General features: G+C 42.8%; 21 protein-coding genes and 1 pseudogene. 6 read left to right on the plus strand and 16 right to left on the minus strand.

Annotation, left to right across the window (positions count from 1 at the left end):
- Positions 1-491: 491 nt before the first annotated feature.
- Positions 492-2,417: a fructose-1,6-bisphosphatase gene (gene fbp, locus Q3W56_RS08945; RefSeq protein ID WP_302895214.1), complete on the plus strand. Its 1,926-nt coding sequence runs from the start codon at positions 492-494 to the stop codon at positions 2,415-2,417.
- A 225-nt stretch (positions 2,418-2,642) separates the two neighbouring features.
- Here the strand turns inward: fbp and Q3W56_RS08950 are convergent, their stop codons facing one another.
- The 5 genes from Q3W56_RS08950 to Q3W56_RS08970 form a co-directional block, all read right to left on the minus strand.
- On the minus strand, positions 2,643-2,870 hold the full coding sequence (locus tag Q3W56_RS08950; protein ID WP_302895215.1) for a TdeIII family type II restriction endonuclease: 228 nt from the start codon (positions 2,868-2,870) through the stop codon (positions 2,643-2,645).
- A gap of 149 nt (positions 2,871-3,019) precedes the next feature.
- Positions 3,020-5,443, minus strand: coding sequence for a hypothetical protein (locus Q3W56_RS08955; protein ID WP_302895216.1), 2,424 nt, complete (start codon positions 5,441-5,443; stop codon positions 3,020-3,022).
- 29 nt (positions 5,444-5,472) lie between these two features.
- On the minus strand, positions 5,473-6,249 hold the full coding sequence (locus tag Q3W56_RS08960) for a P-loop NTPase family protein (RefSeq protein ID WP_302895217.1): 777 nt from the start codon (positions 6,247-6,249) through the stop codon (positions 5,473-5,475).
- 99 nt (positions 6,250-6,348) lie between these two features.
- A complete protein-coding gene (gene rlmH / locus Q3W56_RS08965; protein ID WP_302895218.1) occupies positions 6,349-6,828 on the minus strand; it encodes a 23S rRNA (pseudouridine(1915)-N(3))-methyltransferase RlmH in 480 nt (159 codons plus the stop codon).
- An 80-nt stretch (positions 6,829-6,908) separates the two neighbouring features.
- On the minus strand, positions 6,909-7,079 hold the full coding sequence (locus tag Q3W56_RS08970; protein WP_080344249.1) for a CxxH/CxxC protein: 171 nt from the start codon (positions 7,077-7,079) through the stop codon (positions 6,909-6,911).
- Between the two features lie 217 nt (positions 7,080-7,296).
- On the opposite strand from Q3W56_RS08970, the gene Q3W56_RS08975 reads away from it, so the two are divergent.
- Positions 7,297-7,677, plus strand: coding sequence for a hypothetical protein (locus tag Q3W56_RS08975; RefSeq protein WP_302895278.1), 381 nt, complete (start codon positions 7,297-7,299; stop codon positions 7,675-7,677).
- Positions 7,678-7,712: 35 nt separating this feature from the next.
- On the opposite strand, the pseudogene fdhA reads toward Q3W56_RS08975, so the two are convergent.
- A pseudogene (gene fdhA, locus Q3W56_RS08980) lies at positions 7,713-8,905 on the minus strand (formaldehyde dehydrogenase, glutathione-independent).
- Positions 8,906-8,967: 62 nt separating this feature from the next.
- Complete coding sequence (locus Q3W56_RS08985) at positions 8,968-9,138, minus strand: hypothetical protein (protein WP_302895219.1); 171 nt, start codon at positions 9,136-9,138, stop codon at positions 8,968-8,970.
- 147 nt (positions 9,139-9,285) lie between these two features.
- Here Q3W56_RS08985 and Q3W56_RS08990 point away from each other — a divergent pair, with 147 nt between their 5' ends.
- A complete protein-coding gene (locus Q3W56_RS08990) occupies positions 9,286-9,582 on the plus strand; it encodes a hypothetical protein (protein WP_019716327.1) in 297 nt (98 codons plus the stop codon).
- A 73-nt stretch (positions 9,583-9,655) separates the two neighbouring features.
- On the opposite strand, the gene Q3W56_RS08995 is transcribed toward Q3W56_RS08990, so the two are convergent.
- From Q3W56_RS08995 to Q3W56_RS09005, 3 genes are all read right to left on the minus strand, one after another.
- Complete coding sequence (locus Q3W56_RS08995; RefSeq protein ID WP_302895220.1) at positions 9,656-10,819, minus strand: hypothetical protein; 1,164 nt, start codon at positions 10,817-10,819, stop codon at positions 9,656-9,658.
- Positions 10,820-10,829: 10 nt separating this feature from the next.
- Complete coding sequence (locus tag Q3W56_RS09000; RefSeq protein ID WP_302895221.1) at positions 10,830-11,567, minus strand: YiiX/YebB-like N1pC/P60 family cysteine hydrolase; 738 nt, start codon at positions 11,565-11,567, stop codon at positions 10,830-10,832.
- Between the two features lie 156 nt (positions 11,568-11,723).
- Entirely contained in the window at positions 11,724-12,194 is a 471-nt protein-coding gene (locus Q3W56_RS09005) for a GNAT family N-acetyltransferase (RefSeq protein WP_302895222.1), read from the minus strand.
- Between the two features lie 110 nt (positions 12,195-12,304).
- Between Q3W56_RS09005 and rapG the strand changes: the two genes are divergently transcribed.
- Positions 12,305-13,402, plus strand: coding sequence for a response regulator aspartate phosphatase RapG (rapG, locus tag Q3W56_RS09010; protein ID WP_302895223.1), 1,098 nt, complete (start codon positions 12,305-12,307; stop codon positions 13,400-13,402).
- Positions 13,403-13,519, plus strand: coding sequence for a Phr family secreted Rap phosphatase inhibitor (locus tag Q3W56_RS09015; RefSeq protein ID WP_302895224.1), 117 nt, complete (start codon positions 13,403-13,405; stop codon positions 13,517-13,519).
- Positions 13,520-13,554: 35 nt separating this feature from the next.
- Here the strand turns inward: Q3W56_RS09015 and rocF are convergent, their stop codons facing one another.
- The 3 genes from rocF to rocD all read right to left on the minus strand — a co-directional run bounded on the left by rocF (position 13,555) and on the right by rocD (position 17,352).
- Positions 13,555-14,445, minus strand: a complete 891-nt coding sequence (gene rocF, locus Q3W56_RS09020; protein WP_019716332.1) for an arginase — start codon at positions 14,443-14,445, stop codon at positions 13,555-13,557.
- Positions 14,446-14,518: 73 nt separating this feature from the next.
- Entirely contained in the window at positions 14,519-15,922 is a 1,404-nt protein-coding gene (locus tag Q3W56_RS09025) for an amino acid permease (protein ID WP_019716333.1), read from the minus strand.
- 224 nt (positions 15,923-16,146) lie between these two features.
- Complete coding sequence (rocD, locus tag Q3W56_RS09030; RefSeq protein WP_302895225.1) at positions 16,147-17,352, minus strand: ornithine aminotransferase; 1,206 nt, start codon at positions 17,350-17,352, stop codon at positions 16,147-16,149.
- A 240-nt stretch (positions 17,353-17,592) separates the two neighbouring features.
- Here rocD and rocR point away from each other — a divergent pair, with 240 nt between their 5' ends.
- Complete coding sequence (gene rocR, locus Q3W56_RS09035) at positions 17,593-18,978, plus strand: arginine utilization regulatory protein RocR (protein ID WP_302895226.1); 1,386 nt, start codon at positions 17,593-17,595, stop codon at positions 18,976-18,978.
- Between the two features lie 227 nt (positions 18,979-19,205).
- Here the strand turns inward: rocR and Q3W56_RS09040 are convergent, their stop codons facing one another.
- The 3 genes from Q3W56_RS09040 to Q3W56_RS09050 form a co-directional block, all read right to left on the minus strand.
- Positions 19,206-19,328: a hypothetical protein gene (locus Q3W56_RS09040; RefSeq protein WP_302895279.1), complete on the minus strand. Its 123-nt coding sequence runs from the start codon at positions 19,326-19,328 to the stop codon at positions 19,206-19,208.
- A gap of 26 nt (positions 19,329-19,354) precedes the next feature.
- Positions 19,355-20,566, minus strand: coding sequence for a serine protease HtrC (gene htrC, locus Q3W56_RS09045; protein WP_029317156.1), 1,212 nt, complete (start codon positions 20,564-20,566; stop codon positions 19,355-19,357).
- Between the two features lie 81 nt (positions 20,567-20,647).
- Positions 20,648-21,442 carry an MBL fold metallo-hydrolase gene (locus Q3W56_RS09050; RefSeq protein ID WP_268388252.1) on the minus strand — a complete coding sequence of 265 codons (795 nt, stop codon included), beginning with the start codon at positions 21,440-21,442 and terminating at the stop codon, positions 20,648-20,650.
- Position 21,443 lies beyond the last annotated feature (1 nt).

Genomic DNA, 21,443 nt, shown 5'->3' on the forward strand with positions numbered 1-21,443 from the left:
TTAGACTAAAAAATCAGAATATTTTTTCTGATTCTAGGATATATCACTCATTCGCCATTGATATAGATCCACTGAAACCTATATCATAAAGATTAAAAGTCATGTCTCACTTCCGAATCAAAACATCATTAATAGACTACAACAGGTATACAGGTCTTCAAGTAGATAGAAACAAAGACAACAATTACTCCCACTCTTAGATAATCAAGCAGTGATTAGGGTAAACAAATGATTGTTATCACTATATTAATAATGCAAATTAACAAGTGTAAGGAGCTTTTTTTGAGCTCTCTTGCTTTCTCTCCTGTTTTCCACTTTTCTTAACGCTCATCTCTGCTCCTCTTTCACTCATTTCAATTGTCTATAAAAGCAGTTATGCGGTACTATCATATAAAGGTCCAATGATGAAAAATAATGTCATACTTTTCATTTCAACTTATCATGCACATGCTCATAAATAGGGGTTTATTCTAAAAAGGGGATGGACGGTTTTGGAAAGCAAGTACCTAGATCTACTCGCACAAAAATACGATTGTGAAGAAAAAGTGGTAACGGAAATCATTAATTTGAAAGCGATACTGAACCTGCCAAAAGGCACCGAGCATTTTGTCAGTGATTTGCACGGGGAGTATCAGGCATTCCAGCACGTGCTGCGAAATGGTTCAGGACGAGTCAAAGAGAAGATACGCGACATTTTCAGCGGTGTCATTTACGATAGAGAAATTGATGAATTAGCAGCATTGGTCTATTATCCGGAAGACAAACTGAAGTTAATCAAACATGATTTTGATGCGAAAGATGCGTTAAACGAGTGGTATAAAGAAACGATTAACCGAATGATTAGGCTTGTTTCTTATTGCTCCTCGAAGTATACCCGCTCCAAACTGCGCAAAGCACTGCCAGCCCAGTTTGCTTATATTACGGAGGAGCTGCTATACAAAACAGAACAAGCTGGCAATAAGGAGCAATATTACTCCGAAATCATTGATCAGATCATTGAGCTTGGCCAAGCCGATAAGCTGATCACCGGTCTTGCTTACAGCATTCAGCGATTGGTGGTCGACCATCTGCATGTGGTCGGCGATATTTACGACCGCGGACCGCAGCCGGATAGAATTATGGAAGAACTGATCAACTATCATTCTGTCGATATTCAGTGGGGAAATCACGATGTCCTTTGGATCGGCGCCTATGCCGGTTCCAAAGTGTGCTTGGCCAATATTATCCGCATCTGTGCCCGCTACGACAACCTGGATATTATTGAAGACGTGTACGGCATCAACCTGAGACCGCTGCTGAACCTTGCCGAAAAATATTACGACGATAATCCAGCATTCCGTCCGAAAGCAGACGAAAACAGGCCAGTGGATGAGATTAAGCAAATCACAAAAATCCATCAAGCGATTGCCATAATCCAATTCAAGCTTGAGAGCCCGATTATCAAGAGACGGCCAAACTTTAATATGGAAGAACGGCTATTATTAGAGAAAATAGATTACGACAAAAACGAAATCACGCTGCACGGAAAAACATATCAACTGGAAAACACCTGCTTTGCGACGATTAATCCAGAACAGCCTGATGAGCTATTAGAAGAAGAAGCAGAAGTCATGGACAAGCTGCTATTCTCCGTTCAGCATTCTGAAAAGCTGGGCCGCCATATGAAGTTTATGATGAAAAAAGGCAGCCTTTATTTAAAATATAACGGCAACCTGTTAATTCACGGCTGTATTCCTGTCGATGAAAACGGCAATATGGAAACAATGATGATTGAGGACAAAGCCTATGCGGGCCGTGAGCTGCTCGATGTATTTGAACGATTCATGCGGGAAGCGTTTGCCCACCCGGAAGAAACCGATGACCTGGCGACAGATATGGCATGGTATTTATGGACAGGTGAGTACTCCTCCCTCTTCGGAAAACGCGCCATGACGACATTTGAGCGGTATTTCATTAAAGAGAAGGAAACGCATAAAGAGAAGAAAAACCCGTATTACTATTTACGCGAAGACGAGGCAACCTGCCGAAACATCCTGGCTGAATTCGGCCTCAATCCAGATCATGGCCATATCATCAACGGCCATACACCCGTAAAAGAAATCGAAGGAGAAGACCCAATCAAAGCAAACGGAAAAATGATCGTCATCGACGGCGGCTTCTCCAAAGCCTACCAATCCACAACAGGTATCGCCGGCTACACGCTGCTATACAACTCCTACGGCATGCAGCTCGTCGCCCATAAACACTTCAACTCCAAGGCAGAAGTCCTAAGCACCGGAACCGATGTCTTAACGGTCAAACGATTAGTGGACAAAGAGCTTGAGCGGAAGAAAGTGAAGGAAACGAATGTTGGTGAGGAACTGCTGCAGGAAGTTGCGATTTTGGAGAGTTTGCGGGAGTATCGGTATATGAAGTGAGGAACGTTTAGGGTTCAGAGATGATTTTTCTCTGGGCTCTTTTTTGCGTTTTCCAGATCTATTTAGTGCGACACCTTCTTAAAAATAAACCATTTCCAATAAATGTATATAAATATGAACTAAAGAAGAATGGAGGCAATGGATGGGTATCCAAAACAAGGAATATCTTGATGGATTCGTTTATTTATAGAATAAGTAAAAAGAGAAGCGGTTTTTATCCGCCTCTTACAATCCGAAGTATTCTCTTCTAATTCGTTCAGATGTATGTTGCCCTACCTCATCAAAAATATCGAGTAGTTCTGTATATGTATTTAAATCATTTCCAATCTGATTCCAAAGAGAGGAGTCAACAAGTACAAAGTTAGTATCATCCATATCAAAAAATTTTGCAGGTATTTTATGTTTTTGTTTTATTTTAGCTTTATTTACACCATTATGTTGTGGGATATTCACTTATTAGTACTCCTACCGCAATTTTCCATATCATGTTTTTATCTCCAAAATAATATTTTTTATTATAAAAAGCTTACGAATAGAGAGGGGCCATTAAGGCTAAGGAGCGTATTTATAAACTCGTTTTTATTATTGACTTCATAGAATCATTATAACTGATTATTTACATCTACATCGTAAATCAATGATTCTCTTAGAAACCACTTTAGAATTTCGTACATTTTATTCCAGTCGATATCAATCTCGTATTGTTCAAGAAATCGTGGTATATTACCAATCAACAAATTCCAATTACCAATGTATTCTCTATCTGATACTCTAGCAAACATTGCATTATGTATTATCTTTAAGTGGGACATTCTGATTTCATCCAAGTTATAAAGAGAATATAAATCTACAAACGGTAAACAGGAATGCCACCCATCAGAGTATCTTGATACTTCAAGATATCCGATTTGGTTTTCATGTATATACTCTATGTCTGCTTCATGAATACATCCATGTTTAAATGGGATATAGCTGTCTTCTTCTTTTACTTGCTTTAGTATTTCTATTCCTTTTTCAGTAATCATTTCCTCAATTTCTTCATCATCAATCAGCCCGAATATTTTGTAACCATAGTAATCTATAGCGTCAAGAACACGATTAAAGTACTTACTTCGCAATGGATTTAGTATATTTCTGTATTCAATGGTTTTTCCATAATTATGATATGAAAGCATTTTATATATTCTTTGATCAACGTGCTTAACATCAAGGCAATTTATTTTCTCGGGTGTTAAATCGAATATATCTACCGGAAAATCACTATCATTAAATGCACCAATTTGACCTAATTTATTTATAAGTGAATCATCTTTCAGATTTATATAGCTTCCAAGTAGATGCCTAATCCCTTTTTCACTTTGATTCATTACTTTTCTTAGTATTTCAATCGACTTTAAATCTTCTAAAAAACCAAATTTCTCAAATACTGTTAATGCACTATCTAGAGTATAAACACTGTAATCTTTTCGATTGTAATACATTGCCCACACTCGATTAACTGAATAAATATCAATCTGTCTCTTTTCATGATTGGCTAACCTTATAAAGGATTGTGCGTACTCTACTGTTTCAAAAGATCCATTTGGAGCACTATTCCTTATAATATCGCTCAAAGATTTACCATAAAAGAAATTCTTTTCTCCTAATTCACCTATCTCATTGAGTTGGTATTTAACAGATGATAGTATCCTGGCTGACCATCTACCCTTAATACCATTCTCTTCGACAATTTTCCTTAATCGATATGTTGCTATGTTTTCATCGTTATTCAAGAATTCATCTAGTATTTTATAATAGATATCCTCTTTATCTTGGTGAACCCAGACTTTTACCATATGTCTTATTAAGATATCTTGTTTACCAAATTCGAATATATCATTTTCTTGTAACTTTTCTAATGTTTCTTTGTAGTTCGGCTTTTCTTTCCGTTTTTCAAAGTAACAATGTTCATCATTCAATTTCTCATATAGTTCATTTATTTGATTTGGATCATACATTCTATCTGCTAAATACCTTTTATATGATGCTTCATCCTTCAACTTTAAAAGGATAAAAATATTCCATAAAACACCAGTACTGAATATCTCTTCCTCTATAGTTAAATGATCATTCATATATATAAGAATTTGATACACCAAACCATCATATCCAATTAAGTCATTACGATTAGCCATTTGATAAACCAAAGCAAATGAATAATAATGATATAGATCTAGTACTCCTTCTCGTTGCTCTAATAACTTCTGTAGCTGGTTGTAAAATGAGGTTATTGAATTATAATCTAAAGTTCTTTCAAGTAGAGCTGAAAAATTATCAACCTCGCTATACATCCATAATAGTTCATTATAGAAATCTTCACTAAGTTCAAATGAAGACAATCTTGACATGAAATTAATATCTCCACTCAATAAACTACTCTGTACAAACTGATTCACTCTGCCTTTTAATTCTGGATAACTTTCTAGTTGATACCTCAAGTATGTATTAAAACTATCATGAATTAAAGAAATCCTATTCATTGTCCTTTTAAACAAGTATGGATGTACTTCAATAAAGTCCATGACTGCGTCTACCACGAAAGATTCGTTAAGAATAGTTCTAAGCTCGGATTCTGTGAAGAAACTATTGTTTGTTGCAAAAATAGATAATAATGATTTTGGATTAGCTTTTTCAAGCAAAATACCATAATATTGATTTAAGTTTTCAATCTCAAGCCTAATATTAATCTCTTTATGCATTATATAATGTTCAGCAATAAAATAAGTGATTATCGGATAACCATCGGTAACTTCGTAGATTTCCTTAACAACTCTGTATTCACAGATGTTGTAAGCCATAGCCAAATATAATGCAGTTTCGTCAAAACTCCAATTTATCAATTCCATAGGTTGCCAACTAACTTTAGCTAAAAGTGGTCTTGATAAAACAACCAAACGAGCTTCTTTCAATGAATTAATAAAATCTATGTATAGTTGAAGCTCTTTCGGATTATAATTTTCAACATGATCTAGACCATCAATAATCAATATTTTTTCTTGTCTAATAATTTCTTGAATCAGTTCTTCGATGGTATAACTCCTTGGATTCCTAGTGCCACATCATTTAAAAACGTATCAAATTGCAACCGTTTCATAAGTCGTTCATCTTGAGATCCAGTCCAAAACCTATACACTATTGCATCATTATATTTTTGAATCAACTCTTCGACATAATGGCTTTTGCCTACACCTGGCTTACCATATATCCATAAAATACCTTTCCCCACGCTTTCTAATGGTTCTCGAATTAAGATTGTTCTGTCATTTAAGTCTAAAGACATTCTTATCATTTTTGGTAGTTCCTCTTCATTTATCACAAAGTTTGAGGAAGTTATCAAAGAAAATGCGAACTGAATTATCTGAATTTCCCTACTTTCAGTACTAAACATCTCATCAAGTAAATCTTGTACATCAAATGGAGTTAGTGGTATTATCACAATTCCGTTTACTTTTTTTGCTGGAAAACCCATGAACTCTGAATCTGTATCAATCTGATCAGTATTAATTATTACAATATTATTCTCATCTTGATTGTAGTCATTAGAGTTTCCTTTGATTCGAACACTGTCTTTGGTAATAACAATGTCATCCAATGTAGTACTAGGGTAATTTTTTACTTGAATTCTATAATTCTCATCAGCCTCTATATATAAATCATCAAAGTTTCCACTAATAATCGTTTCCGATTCAATTTTTTTGATTTTCCTTTCAACATCCATCTTTGCTACAAACAGCGTAAATATGTAGTGTTGAAATGTGTAACCTTTAAGTGCATTTCGTGCAACTTGCCCCATAACTTCCCTCCTCTATTCATCAATACTTTATTAAATCTTTTAGTTTCTCTATATGCTATCACTTACTAAAGCGTAAATCTTACGCCTCAAAAACCTCATTTACTTATGATAAGGCTCCCCACGATTAATCCGAAAAGCCCGATAAATCTGCTCCACTAGAATAAGCCGCATCAACTGATGAGGAAATGTCATCCTCGAGAACGACAGCTTGTCATCTGCTCGCTTCATCACCGCGTCACTCAATCCAAGTGATCCGCCGATGACGAAGGTGATTTTGCTCTTTCCATAAGTAGCCAGCTTATCCATTGTATCGGCTAGTTCTTCGGATGTTTTCATTTTTCCTTCGATGGCGAGAGCAATCACGTGGGCGTCGGGGCTGATTTTTGATAGGATGCGGTCGCCTTCTTTGTCTTTTATGATTTTCATGTCCTGGTTGCTTAGGTTTTCCGGCGCTTTTTCGTCCGGGAGTTCGATAATGTCGATTTTTGCGTAGGCCGAAAGTCGTTTGGTGTATTCTTCAATGCCTTGCTTGAGGTATTTTTCTTTTAGTTTTCCAATTGTCACAATATTGATATTCACAGGTCATCCCCACTTTAGAAACAAGTTATCCATATATTTTGTCCACAATTGTGGATATCTTTTCTGTATTTTGTGTAAGATCATTCGTTCCCCACTATATATACTGCGGGGTCTCCACATAATTCACAGCCTGTGGATAAACTGTTAGTATGTTCGATTTTTCTGATTTCGGGCGGCAGCTCGTGGTCGTCTATGTACATATCCAGCACTGTTTCGATGTGTTCTTCACAGGAATAATACGTTTGTTTCATGTTCAAATCCTCCGATGGTTTCTTGCGTTTTTGCAAATATTCTCTTCCCAATATAACCTATTTATTCACATGTTAGTAGTGCTTCGGGCTGAGTTTTATCCACAATTCGACAAACAAGCTGTTGATGACTCTATCTCGCTCGTATGTTAGGTTGGATGTAACCGATGTTTGGGGAGGTCTGTATTTGCGCTTTAGATGGATTTAGCTTTTTGTGATCATGTTGTTGCTTGCTGGGTGTCAGCCGTCTTATTGGGTATTAGAGAAGGATCGAATCGGTGAAGGCAGTCCAGACTTAGAAATATACGCTAATTATCTTCAAATGCATGATGACGTAAAAGGGTATCAAGTCTTCACCGTTTTAGAAGGCAGAAAGATGGTGATTGTCTCTCTCGAAAGCAGCGAGAAGGATAAGAAGCTTGAGGTGTCAGGCGTCAAATACTCGCCTAAAGAAACGATTGTAACTGTGAAGCGGAAACCTGCTTCCAAAGCAAATGAGAAAAACCCTTATATTCTGATTGGACTGGACAAAATCGAAGGGGAATTCATCGTACAGGATGAAATGGGAAGTCGATTTGAAGAAACAGATTACCAGCAATAAAGCCGGCGTTCAACTGAACGTCCGGCTTTTTCTTTTCACTTCAGCGTTCCATGCGGGTCGATGACGAATTTTTTGGCTGCGCCTTTGTCGAAGTCGCTGTAGCCTTTTGGCGCGTCGTCCAGAGAAATGACAGTAGCGTTGACGGCTTTTGCGATTTGCGCTCTGCCGCTCAGGATCGCTTTCATCAAATTGCGGTTGTATGTCATGGCGGGCGTTTGTCCGGTGACAAAGGTATGGGCTTTGGCCCAGCCGAGTCCGAAGCGGATTTTTAATGAGCCTGTTTTGGCGTCCGCATCCTTTGCACCGAGATCTTCGGTCACGTATAAGCCTGGAATACCGAGATTTCCGCCGACCTGGGTGACATCCCATGATCGAGTTCAGCACGGCGGCTGGCGCTTCTCCTTGATTGCCATGCCCGGATGCTTCAAAGCCGACACAGTCCACTGCGGCATCAACGGTCGGTTCACCTAGTATTTGTTCAATTTGCTCGCCAAGGCGGTCGTGTTTTTGCACGTTGACCGTTTCACAGCCGAAGCTTCTAGCCTGTGCCAGTCTGTCTTCGTTCAGATCACCGACAATAACCGTCGAAGCCCCGAGAAGCTGGGCGGAGTGTGCAGCTGCTAAGCCGACAGGCCCCGCTCCTGCGATATAGACGGTCGATCCCGTTTGCACACCCGCTGTGCACGCCCCGTGGAAGCCGGTCGGAAAAATGTCGGACAGCATCGTCAAATCGAGAATCTTTTCTAGCGCCTGTTCTTTATCCGGGAAGACCAGCAGCTGAAAATCGGCGTACGGCACCATGACGTATTCCGACTGCCCGCCGACCCAGCCGCCCATATCGACGTAGCCGTAAGCCGATCCCGGCCGGTCCGGATTATCATTCAGGCACACATGCGTTTTTTGCTTTCTGCACATCACACAGCGCCCGCAGGCAATATTGAAAGGCACGGATACGATGTCGCCCTTTTTGATAAATTCGACGTCCCGCCCCGTTTCAATGACTTCTCCCGTGATTTCATGCCCGAGCACCATGTGCTGGTCGCTTCCGCATGTTTGTGGTAAGCACCTTCAAAATAACTCCATGCTCACATTTTCGATTCACATTTGCCTTCGGAACACCAGGTCCGTCCTTCAAAATTAAATCCGGATAACCGATATCCTCCACCGCTACAGTTCCTTCACCTTTGTACACAACCGCTTTGTTTCCTGTCAACGCCATTCCTCCCATTCATGTGTTTGGACTCTTCGCCCTAGCACATGACTTCGGTTCGGCATGACCCTTTCCCTGTTTTACGTTTGTTTTTTCTGCATTCTAACGACAATAAAGATGCCAAGCCAGCACCCGACAATGGTTCCGACGATGTCCAACCAGCCCGCTTTTCCTCCGTTTAACAGGAACACGGTAACCGCCGAGGTGAGGCCGATGATGATTGCCTGAAGAATAACTTGTTTATTGCGCATGTAATTCCTCCTTTACCCATCTTCCAGTTGATACATTAATTTTACAATAATTCACATATTCAACACAGATTCAATTTTAAATCGAAAGGAATCTCATGAAAATCGTTGAATCTTTTATTTGATTTCAAAAAAATGGGAGGGAAGAAAATGTTTAAAAAAGTTGTGATTGGAACTTTGGCTTTGGGAATTTCACTAGGTGTTGGAGGCACTTTTGCTAGTCCGGCTTCTGCGGCTGAATTCTCTACACAGGAAGTCAAGGCACAGGATATCAAATATGTCACGGGTTATAAAGTGACTTACTGGGGACTATCTAGTTACAACGATATTCCTGACTATTACAACTACTCTAGTGGCGGCTATAAAGGAACATTGGAACTTTATAATTTTGAACCGCGCTATGACGGCGGCTGGACGGCTTTCTATCAAGGATATGTATCAAATTAAGTAACAGAAAAAGAGACTTCCTGTAAGTCTCTTTTTCGTATTTCCTGAGAAATAATGTGACAATAGTTTCCGCTTACAACCCCTTCATCACCTCAACATCATACAGCTTCAAATGACTCTTCGGCGTCACGACATCCTTTACCTTCCTAATTTCTTTTTCTTTTACTTTCTTTCCGGTTTTCAGGCTGTACTGTTCAATGATTGCAGGCTGGTTATAGGTGTATGTGAAGAAATAGAGGCTGCTGCCTTTTTGGGTGATTTCTTTAAAATCGGCTTTCATTTTTTCTGGCGAAAGAGTGAAGGCGATGCTTGTTTTTGCTGTCTTTGCATTGATTTTGTATACCTTTCCGAAGCCGTCAATGAAGTACAAGTATCCATCATGAAAGAAGAAGCTTTTTTTGAAGCTGAAGGGCATGGAGCTGTATATCGTTTGTTCGTCGTTTTTGTATTTGGCGATGTCATGAAGCTCCACTTCTCCACTTTTCTTGTTGAATTTGACCATTTGATAAAGATTGCGCGCCTTTTGGCCGCGAATCATAACATAAACCGCTTGGTCGTCCACAGCAAGCTGGGATTCGATTGAGGCTCCTTCCCGATACTGCCATTCCGTTATCGTGTGATAGGTGAGCTTCTGTTGATCCGCTTGAATCTGGAGGAGCTGATAGCCTTTTTCGTCAGTTGTCGGGACGAGTGCGTAAATGGTACCGTCATGTGAACCGGAGGCTCGGATGTAGTAGGGGATGACGTCTTTTTTCCACTCCCCGTCCAACTGGCGGTACAGCTCTGAGCGGTATCCGTCTCCCTTTTTGTCGTAGCCGGAGTTGTATAGGGTGTAAAAGCCGTTCGTATTTTGCAGAAAACCCGCGCTGTCGCCTGTATGCTGATAGGCTCTTTTATGGGAGTGCAGGCCGTCTTTAATCGTGTAAATCGTGTTTTTGTCCTCCAGCATCACACTGTCGCCGTGAACCTTGGCTGAGCCTAACTCAAGACCCTTCATCTTAAATGAAGACAGCGACCCGTCCTCGCTGCTAAACAAAGCGTAGCTTTTCCCGCCGCCAAATGCATCTTGATCCGCAGAGGTTGAGAAATACAGCAGGACTTCTTTGTCATCAAGAAAACTGGGGTCTCTGAGATCCTGCTGACTTACGGCTTTTTGGTTTTTGAGAGGAGAAATAAAGACAAATAGTGCGATTCCTGCGAGAACAAGCATGGCAATGGTGATCATCCACTTTTTCATATCCTTCTCCTTAGTAAATGGTCATGATGGTTGTCGTGTAGGAAGAACTTGTGATGTCGCGCGGATATACGCCTAAGCCTCCGTTACTGTCTATATCAATGTTTGCTTTCAGTAAAAAGGCAGACCATAGGAGCTTTGAACAGTTTTTAGCGCCGTCATGGCCGGTATTTCTGTTATTGACGAAGTTAAATGAGTATGGGTCTCCGACTCTTGATACCGCCCAGTCGGCAGCAGATGTTTTCTCTGAAGAGGTGACATTGACTGTCTGTACGATGGAGTTATCTTCCACGTCTCTGGCATTATAAGCGATCTGCCTGACGCCGTCGCTCGGAACAGATTCAACAATCTTGTCAGCGGCGGAATACATGCCGACGTGGCCGTGATTGTAGTAGGCTGTGTAGGAATTCGTGTAATAGATATTGCCTTTCGCGCTTGTCGGGAGTTTTTTCGTGCCGGACGACCCGCCCATGATCGACATGCCGCTTTTCTTGGCGAGCCTGTCGCCTTCTGCTTTATCAGCAATGATTTCTTCATAGAACTGTTTTAGAATAACGTCTTGCTTTACGTGCTGCTGTTTGGCAATCCGGCTGGCGGACTTCATGATTTCCTCTGGTGTTGTGCCTGGCTGCAGTGCGGCGATTTCTTCAGCATAGTTTGTGGTCTTTACAGCTTTGACGGGAGAAACAAACAGGCCGCAGCATATTGTAAGCGCTACCAATAACAATGAAACCCGTTTCTTCAACTTCATTACATCTCCTCTTTTCTTGTAAATGTAGGAAAGGTGATTTCCTCACCCACATTATATTAGGAAAATAAGGAAAGTAACTAGGTGATTTACAGAATTTTTAGAATTCATTTACAGAAGGCTGTCTATGAAAAAAAGCCTTTACCAGGCCCTTTTTTGTTAAAGTTTCTTGCTCATCACCACATCCGTTTCTTGAAATCCCGTCCGCTCATATAGCTTCCGTGCTGTGTGATTATGGGCAAAGACGTGGAGGGACAGCTTTCGGATTCCCATGCTTCTTGCCATCTGTTCTAAAGCTGTTAATGCTTGCTTTGCATAGCCCTTGCCCCGGTATGGTTCATATAACCCAAAGTCATAAATAAACGCTTCCTGCTGCGGATGCTCCGGTTCAGCATGGATCCAGAGCCAGCCAACGCTTTCCTTTTTATTCAGCGTAAGGCTCCATACATGGTGATGAGGTGTTTCAAGACCTTTCGGAAGAAGAGTAGAAAAGGTCTGCTTAGACAGAAGCAATGCATCTTCAGGCTGCCATGTTCCCGCTTTTACCTTTTCTTCGGCGTAATGCTTGGCCGTATACGTGAGATAAGACCGAAATTCTTCTGTCTGCATCGGGGTCAGCATGATTGTCATCTCATCGCTCCTTTATATATTGACTAGAGGATTTTACTTAAAATAGAAAGAGGTGTTACTATCAGAATAAGCAACTAAGATTGATAAGTCACTAGAGAAAGGAGTTTCGAATGAATAAAATTGCACCCGCAGAAATCGCTAACATTCTCAACGATTGGTACCTTGCGATCAAGAAACATGAAGTTGAAGAGTCCACCCGTTTGTTTGAAGAAGTGAAGCCTTTATTAGATGACATGGAAGAGGATCAGGAGGTGCTTGCCTACTTCTCTTTATTGGAACTGCGCCACAAGGTTTTGCTTCACGAGGCGAGAGGCCAGGGTTTTCAGCATGAGGAGCCTTCTCATATGAATGCTACGTCAGACATGCTGAAATATTACTTTTTTCTGTTTGAAGGCATGTATGAGGCCTATAAAAATAATTACGATATTGCTATTGGGCTTTATAAAGATGCCGAGCAGTATCTCGACAACATCCCCGATCCGATTGAGAAAGCCGAATTTCACCTGAAGGTCGGAAAGCTTTATTATAAGCTGGGGCAAAATATTGTGTCCCTCAATCATACACGGCAAGCGGTCAAAACGTTTAGGGAAGAGACAGACTATAAAAAGAAACTAGCTTCAGCCCTGATCACCATGTCAGGCAATTTTACTGAGATGGGGCAGTTTGAAGAAGCTCAAACGTATTTGGACGAAGCGATTCGAATTACGAGAGAATTAGAGGATCATTTTTTTGAAGCACAGCTTTTGCATAACTTTGGACTTCTCCATGCGCAAAGCGGCAAGCCAGAAGAAGCGGTCTCCAAATTAGAAGAGGCCCTTCAAAATGAAGAATATGCCCGCTCGGCCTATTACTATCATTCTGTCTACTTGCTCATACGAGAGCTGTTTAAGATCAAAAAGAAACATTATGCCTTATCTTATTACCAAGATGTGAAGGAAAAATTGGCTGCTAAGCCGAATAGAATATGTGAAGCAAAAATAGACATCTTATATGCCATTTATGCAGAAGGGGGTCATGCGGAAACGTTTCACTTATGCAAACAACATATGGACGACTTATTGTCCGAGAAAGAGTATGACAGTGTAAGAGAACTTTCCATTTTGGCTGGCGAACGGTATAGGGAACTTGAGCTTTACAAAGAGGCTACCCACTTTTTTTATGAAGCCTTACAAATTGAAGAATTGATTAAACGAACGGAGGTTATATAAATGAAAAAGTTTCTGATTGGTGCAGGTGTCGCAGCGGTGATTTTATCAGGATGGTTTATTGCGGATCATCAAACCCATTCACAGGAGATGAGAGTCGCTGAGAAAATGATTGGATAAATGAAAAACCCCCGCGGGATGCGGGGGTTTTCTTATTACAGCAACTTTTTCCCTAGCAGGGATTCTACGAGCTCTACTGCTGTTTGCCCAGTCTTGTTTTTGTGATCAAGAATCGGGTTGACCTCAACGAATTCAGCTGAGGTGATGATGCCTGCGTCATACAGCATTTCCATAGCCAGGTGGCTCTCCCGGTAGCTGATGCCGCCGACGACAGGGGTTCCGACACCCGGTGCGTCGTTTGGATCAAGTCCGTCCAGATCAAGGCTGAGATGGACGCCGTCACATGCTGATAAATAATCAAGGGTTTCTTCGATCACCTTAGTCATGCCGAGACGGTCGATTTCGTGCATCGTGTACACCTTCATGCCGCTTTCCTTAATATACTGGCGCTCTCCTTCATCAAGTGACCGGGCGCCGATGATGACGACGTTTTCCGGTTTGATTTTAGGTGCGTAGCCTTCAAGGTTAACCAGTGACTCGTGGCCGATGCCGAGGCTGACGGCAAGCGGCATGCCGTGAATATTGCCTGAAGGTGATGTTTCAAGTGTATTCAGGTCGCCGTGCGCGTCATACCAGATGACGCCGAGATTATTGTAATGCTTCGCTGTGCCTGCCAGCGTGCCGATCGCAATACTGTGGTCGCCGCCCAGGATTAGCGGGAATTTTTTCTCTTCGATGACTTTGTTGACCTTTTGAGCGAGCTTTTCATTTCCCGCCAAAACGGAATTCAGGTTCTTCAGTTCCTCGTCATTGTTGATCTTTTCGCGGTTGATCGGAATGTCACCGAGATCTTCAACCGTATAGCCCATGTCTGACAGCCTCTCGATCAGATGAGCGTACCGGATGGCACTCGGGCCCATGTCCACTCCGCGTCGTGCTTGTCCTAAATCCATTGGCATTCCAATAACCGAAATCGTTTTATCCATCTGTGATTCCACCTCAACATATAAGATAATGTCCTATGCGGGTTATAACAAAGATGACTTGAGGACAACGTTTTTAAAGCTCTAGCTGACGATTTGCCTGCTGGCGTTTTTTAATGACGACATGATAAATGATGTAGCAAATGACCATAAACGGTACGCCGCAATACAGCGCGATACGCTGCTCCGGATCAAATGCTAGGCTGATGAGAACGACCGTATTTAACGTCAGGCCGAGAATCGGCAGCACCGGATATAGCGGTGTTTTAAATTTCAAATCTTCTACCTTGCCGCCTTCACGGATATATTTGCGTCTAAACATGATTTGGGAAAGCGAAATTGTAATCCAGCCGACCTGTGCGCTCATGCCCGCCAATGATAACAGCACCATATATACGGTTTCAGCCTGCGCAAATTTTGTCAGAAGTGACAGGCAGGCCACAGCCATCGTTACGATTAGCGAGTACATCGGCACACCGCGTTGATTTGTTTTGCCCAGCGCTTTGAAGGCCTGTCCTTCATTCGCCATCGCGTACAGGATACGTGTCGATGCGTATAAACCTGAATTCGCAACAGATAAGAGCGCAATCAATATAACAAAGTTCATGATATCTGCTGCATACGGGATTCCAATTTGCTCAAATACGACAACAAACGGACTTTCCACGACTCCAGCCTGCTTCCACGGAATCATGCCGGCAATGACAATGATGGAAAGAACAAAGAAGACAAGCGTTCTCCATACTGTCTGTCTAATCGACCGCGGAATTGTTTTTTCAGGGTTTTCACTTTCTCCTGCAGCAACCCCGATCAGCTCAGTCCCCTGAAACGCAAAGTTCACGGTAATCATCGTAATCAGCATTGCCTTTATGCCGTTCGGAAAAAATCCGTCTTCATAGAAATGTGTCAGAAACGGTGCCTGCTCTCCGCCTTTCAGGTCAATCAGGCCAAACATGGCAGCTCCGCCGAGTATAATAAATAAAAGGATAATCAAGATTTTAATCCCGGAAAACCAAAATTCAGATTCTGCAAAGGCTTTCGCGGTTATCGCATTTAGTAAAAACATCAGTGCCGCAAACACCAGACACCAAATCCAGACCTCCACATGCGGAAACCAACGCTGCATCAGCTGTCCCGCTGATAAGAATTCAATAGCACATGTAACCGCCCAGCCGAGCCAGTACAGCCAGCCGAACGCAAACCCGAAGGCCGGGCTGATAAATTTTGTCGCATAGGTCTGGAAGGACCCCGACACAGGAAAGGCGACCGCCAGCTCCCCTAAGCAAAGCATGGTCAAAAACATGATAAAGCCGCCCACTAAATAGGACAGAACCGCGCCGAGCGGTCCCGCCTGATTAATGGTAAATCCGGTTCCAAGGAAGAAACCGGTTCCGATCACTCCGCCCAATGAAATCATGAACAAGTGACGAGATTTCATTGTCCGCTGGAGCTGATTTCCGTTATCTTGGTTCGTATTCACATTCTGCACCCCTTCAGCAACTTGTATTGGATCTAAGCTGGAACATCTATCATGGTGCATATCCCAGTTTGCTGTCCAAAGAGTCTCTATCTATTTAATATAAAATTCACTTCTTCTCATAAAGATACATTATACTAAAATACTGTAGCTGAGCAAATAGGGAGTGCTGATTTTTCTGTTGTAAATTTATACAAACGAAGTGAATATCCCGCCATGGGGCGGATTTATGCGTTTTGCAGCACGCGCTTAATTTTCTCTATCGCCCAATCCAAATCCTTTTTGGAAATGATTAATGGCGGTGCAAAACGAATGACAGTATCATGCGTTTCCTTGCATAAAAGCCCTTCTTCCTTCAAACGCTCACAATAAGGGCGTGCGGCTTCCGTCAATTCCACACCGATAAATAGCCCTCTGCCGCGGACTTCTTTAATGACAGGGTTGTCAATGCTCTCAAGCTCGCTTTTAAAGTATTCACCAAGCTCAAGAGAACGATCCGCCAGCTTTTCATCCTCCAGCACTTCCAATGAGGCGATAGACACCGCACAGGCAAGCGGGTTTCCGCCAAATGTGGAGCCATGTGAACCAGGGTTAAACACGCCTAAGATCTCGCGGTCCGCCGCAATACAGGAGATTGGGAACACACCGCCGCCAAGCGCTTTACCTAGGATGTACATATCCGGAACAATGCCGTCCCATTCACAGGCAAACGTTTTGCCTGTACGGCCGAGACCCGTCTGAATTTCATCCGCAATAAACAGGACATTCTCTTCCTTACAAATCGCCGCCGCTTCCTGTAAAAACCCTTCAGGCGGAATGACGATGCCCGCTTCCCCTTGAATTGGTTCGAACAAGAATGCCGCTGTATTCGGCGTAATTGCCTGACGCAGCGCTTCCGCATCTCCGTATGGAATTAATTTGATTCCAGGAAGCATCGGGCCGAATCCTCTTTTATATTCCTCTTCAGAAGATAGAGATACCGCCAGCATTGTCCGGCCGTGGAAGTTCCCGACACATGCGATCATTTCCGCTTGATTGTCGGCTACGCCTTTCACTTCATAAGCCCAGCGTCTTGCCGCTTTCACGGCAGATTCAACCGCTTCAGCTCCTGTATTCATCGGCAAAATCATCTCTTTGCCCGTCAGCTTAGCTGTTTTTTCGTAAAAAGGCCCCAGCTGATCATTGTGAAACGCGCGTGATGTGAGGGTGATTTTATCAGCCTGATCCTTCAATGCCTGAATAATTTTCGGGTGTCTGTGTCCTTGGTTTACCGCAGAATAAGCACTCAGCATATCCATATATTCATTGCCTTCCGGGTCCTTTACCCAAGCACCCAGCGCTTCAGAAATTACAATTGGGAGCGGATGGTAATTGTTGGCTCCATAATGAGACGTCTGATCAATGATTTCTTTGGATTTAGATAAAGCTGGCATATTTGAATTCCCCCTTGTTTTCTGTTTCAACATGTTATCCTGCTTTCCCTTTTTATAAATGCAAGTTCTGTGCCAAATCAAGATTTCGTGTGTTTTCTACAAATTTCGTGGAAAAGGTGCAAAAACTTTCAGATATTTCGAGCAAAAATTTCTGCAAGTGCAAAATTCTTTTGCATATCCTCCTCATTCTTTTATAAAATAGAAGCAATATTAAGAAAATAATCGAGGGAGGTTTATACAGTGGTCAAAGACAGCGAATTCCTCACGTTAGTGTTTCAGAGCATTTTGGATGAAATCGATGTTGGCTTGCACGTGGTAGACGAGCACGGAAACACAATCGTTTATAATAATAAAATGATGCAAATTGAAGATATGGAAAAGCATGACGTCCTAAATAAAAACCTGATGGATGTGTTTATGTTTTCAAAGCAGCAGGACAGCACACTTGTACAGGCCCTTCAGGAAGGCAAAACGATTAAAAACGTCAAACAGAGCTACTTCAATAATAAAGGGCAGGAAATCACGACGATCAATCATACCTATCCCATCGTCAAGGACGGCAAAATCAGGGGAGCAGTTGAAATTGCGAAGGATGTGACAAAGCTTGAACGGCTGATCAGGGAGAATATGAACAAAAAGGGCAACACAACCTATACATTTGACAGCATTCTCGGCACCAGTCCGGCCATTCAAGACGTCATCGAAAACGCCAAGCGGGCAACGCGAACGTCATCATCTGTCCTTCTCGCAGGCGAAACCGGCACGGGAAAAGAGCTGTTCGCCCAAAGTATCCATAATGGCAGCGACCGTTCAGGCGGCCCGTTTATTTCACAAAACTGCGCGGCACTGCCAGACAGCCTTGTGGAAAGCATTTTGTTTGGGACGAAAAAAGGGGCATTTACCGGCGCTGTCGATCAGCCCGGCCTGTTTGAACAAGCCCATGGCGGCACGCTTCTGTTAGATGAAATTAACTCGCTGAATCTCAGCCTTCAGGCGAAGCTGCTGCGCGCCCTTCAAGAACGGAAAATCAGGCGCATCGGTTCAACAAAGGACACGCCGATTGACGTGCGTATTATTGCCACAATGAACGAAGACCCGATTGATGCGATTGCGGGAGAACGAATGCGGAAGGACTTGTATTACAGGCTGAGCGTCGTGACGCTGATCATCCCGCCGCTTCGGGAACGGAAAGAAGACATTTTGCTTCTTGCGTCTGAATTTATCCAGAAAAACAACCATCTGTTCCAAATGAATGTCGAACACATCAGCGAAGATGTGAAGCAATTTTTCCTATCCTACGACTGGCCGGGAAATATTCGTGAGCTTGAGCATATGATCGAAGGCGCAATGAATTTCATGACGGACGAGCAAACCATTACGGCTTCCCATCTGCCCTATCAATACCGCATGAAAATCAAGCCAGCTGATTTCCCAGAGCCTGAAACACCAAGACACCAACCAGCCGCGGACTTAAAGGAAAAAATGGAAAGCTTCGAAAAATATGTGATTGAGAACGTGTTAAGAAAACACGGCCATAACATCTCGCAAGCTGCCCAGGAGCTTGGCATCAGCAGACAAAGCCTACAATACAGGCTGAAGAAATTTTCTCAACCGCCTGCCGAGTAACAGCATTATTCCGGCGCAGGAAGCCTGACGTGTATATCGTTAAACGGTGAATTTCCCCCTGCAACATCAACTGTAGCAGCAGAAAGGCCGTCAAAGCAATCACAAATGCAACGGCACCGTAACATCTTCAACATTGAAGAAAGAAAATGGCGTCTATGTGTACATCATTAAAATCACAGCTAGCAACCATACATTAAAGTCAATGCTGAAAACGGAAGGATTTGCAGCTAACAGGCATTGCCTGCTGTTTCACGTGTAACACCCATCTTATATTTTTCTTCATATTCGGTATATCCTTTTTCAACTGAACGGGCGTGACCCTCGTTCAGTTTTTTGCATAAAAAAACAATCTGACAACGGTGCCAGATTGTTTTGATTAACTTCCTAATTGGTCTGCGGAGGAGAGCTTAATGTCAACGGATTTTTCTTTTCCGCCGCGGTAAAACTTCACCTTCACCCGGTCACCGACTTTTTTCTGATAAAGTCGTTTTCTCAGATCAACAATGTCATTTACTTTGTATCCGTCAAATTCCGTAATGACATCCAGTTCCTTCAGCCCTGCTTTTCCGGCAGGTGAGAAGGCATCTACACCCATCACAACCGCTCCATTGGTGACATCCTTAGGAAGCTTCAATGTTTCATCCCAATGATAGCTTGCGATGTCGCTTAGCGATTTCATTTCAATGCCAAGGAACGGGCGTTTGACTTTGCCGTATTTCTCTAAATCCTCGATCACAGGGATCACAAGCTTAGACGGAATCGACAGGCCAATCCCTTCAACCGCCGATTCGGCAATTTTCATTGAATTGATGCCAATGACTTTCCCATCCATGTTTAACAAAGCGCCGCCGCTATTCCCAGGGTTAATGGCCGCATCTGTTTGCAGGACTTCTGCGTTCCAGTCAGGCTGTCCGTCATCGTTTGAATCCACAGGAATTGCCCTCTCCGTACCCGAGATAACACCCTGAGTGACGGAGCCTGCAAACTCAAGGCCTAACGGATTCCCGATTGCGATAACCGGCTCACCAGATTTAACTTTATCTGAATTTCCGAAATTGGCGACAGCTTTGATTTTGTCGCTTTTCACCCGTAAAACAGCAAGGTCCATCAGCTGATCGCTGCCGACAAGTTCAGCCGATACACGTGAGCCGTCTTTTAAGCTGATTTCAATTTGGGAAGCGCCCTCGATGACATGATGGTTGGTCACGACATAAGCGGAGTTGTCATTTTTCTTATAAATAACGCCGGATCCGCTCCCAGCCTCACCGCTCTCTCCCCAAATATCTGATTTTTGGATGTTCACAACACCGACAACGGCAGGTGACACATTGCTGACAATCTTGGTGACTGCATTGTTGACACTGACATTCACCGTTCTGATTGATTCCCGGCCATTGTTGTTCTGCTGCTGCTGATCTAAGGCACCCGTACCCGTATCTAACCCTTCATTTGAAAAGTACGGCATGAGAAACGCCATTAATACGGCACCGACAATCACGCCAATCAGACTAGAAAGAAAATATCCTTTTTTGCTTCTCTTTGGCTGTTCAGGAGTAGTATGTTCTTCCTCACGATCGTAATCCACCATATTCCATCCTTTCCAAGAACGTTAATATGGTTATATTGTGGGTTAGAAGCCCCTATAATAGTCATGATTTACATAGAAAAATTATACAGCACAAAGCGGAGTAGCCTTCTTCGGATCGGTATCATACAAATCAAATGTCTCACCCGTCAAGAATCCTTTTGAAGCCAATGTCTGCTGCACAGACATTCTCGCCAGCTCCTTCATGTTGTTGTCCTGGCTCAAATGCGCCAGGTATATACGAGACGTCTCGTCGCCAATGACATCAGTCATCGCCAAGGCAGCATCTTCATTTGAAACGTGCCCGACGTCACTTAGAATCCGCCGCTTAATGCTCCATGGGTATCTTCCCATTTGCAGCATCCCCACATCGTGGTTGCTTTCAAATACAAACACATTCGCTGAGCGGATGATGCCTTTCATCCGGTCGCTGACATATCCCGTATCTGTCATTAATGCGAGTTTCCGGCCGTTATAATGGAACACATAAAACATCGGTTCCGCCGCGTCGTGGGAGACGCCAAACGATTCGACATCAAGTCCGCCGAACGATTTCACCGTCTCCATCGGAAACACAAACTTTTGATCGGTGTCTATTTTGCCGATCTGGTTCTCCATCGCTTTCCATGTCTTCTCATTCGCATAGATCGGAAGCTTGTACTTTCTCGCAACCACGCCGAGGCCCTTAATATGGTCACTATGCTCATGCGTCACAAAAATGCCGTCTACATCATCCAGCTTACGCCCGATTTGCGCCATTAGCCCATCCATGGCTTTCCCGCTCAAACCGGCGTCCACCAAAAATGCGTGATCCTCTGTTTCGAGATAAAACGCATTTCCCGTACTCCCGCTCGCAAGTACGCTAAATTGCAAGCTCATG

It is taken from the genome of Bacillus sp. C28GYM-DRY-1 (assembly GCF_030519405.1).
GTDB lineage: Bacteria > Bacillota > Bacilli > Bacillales > Bacillaceae > Bacillus > Bacillus spizizenii_A.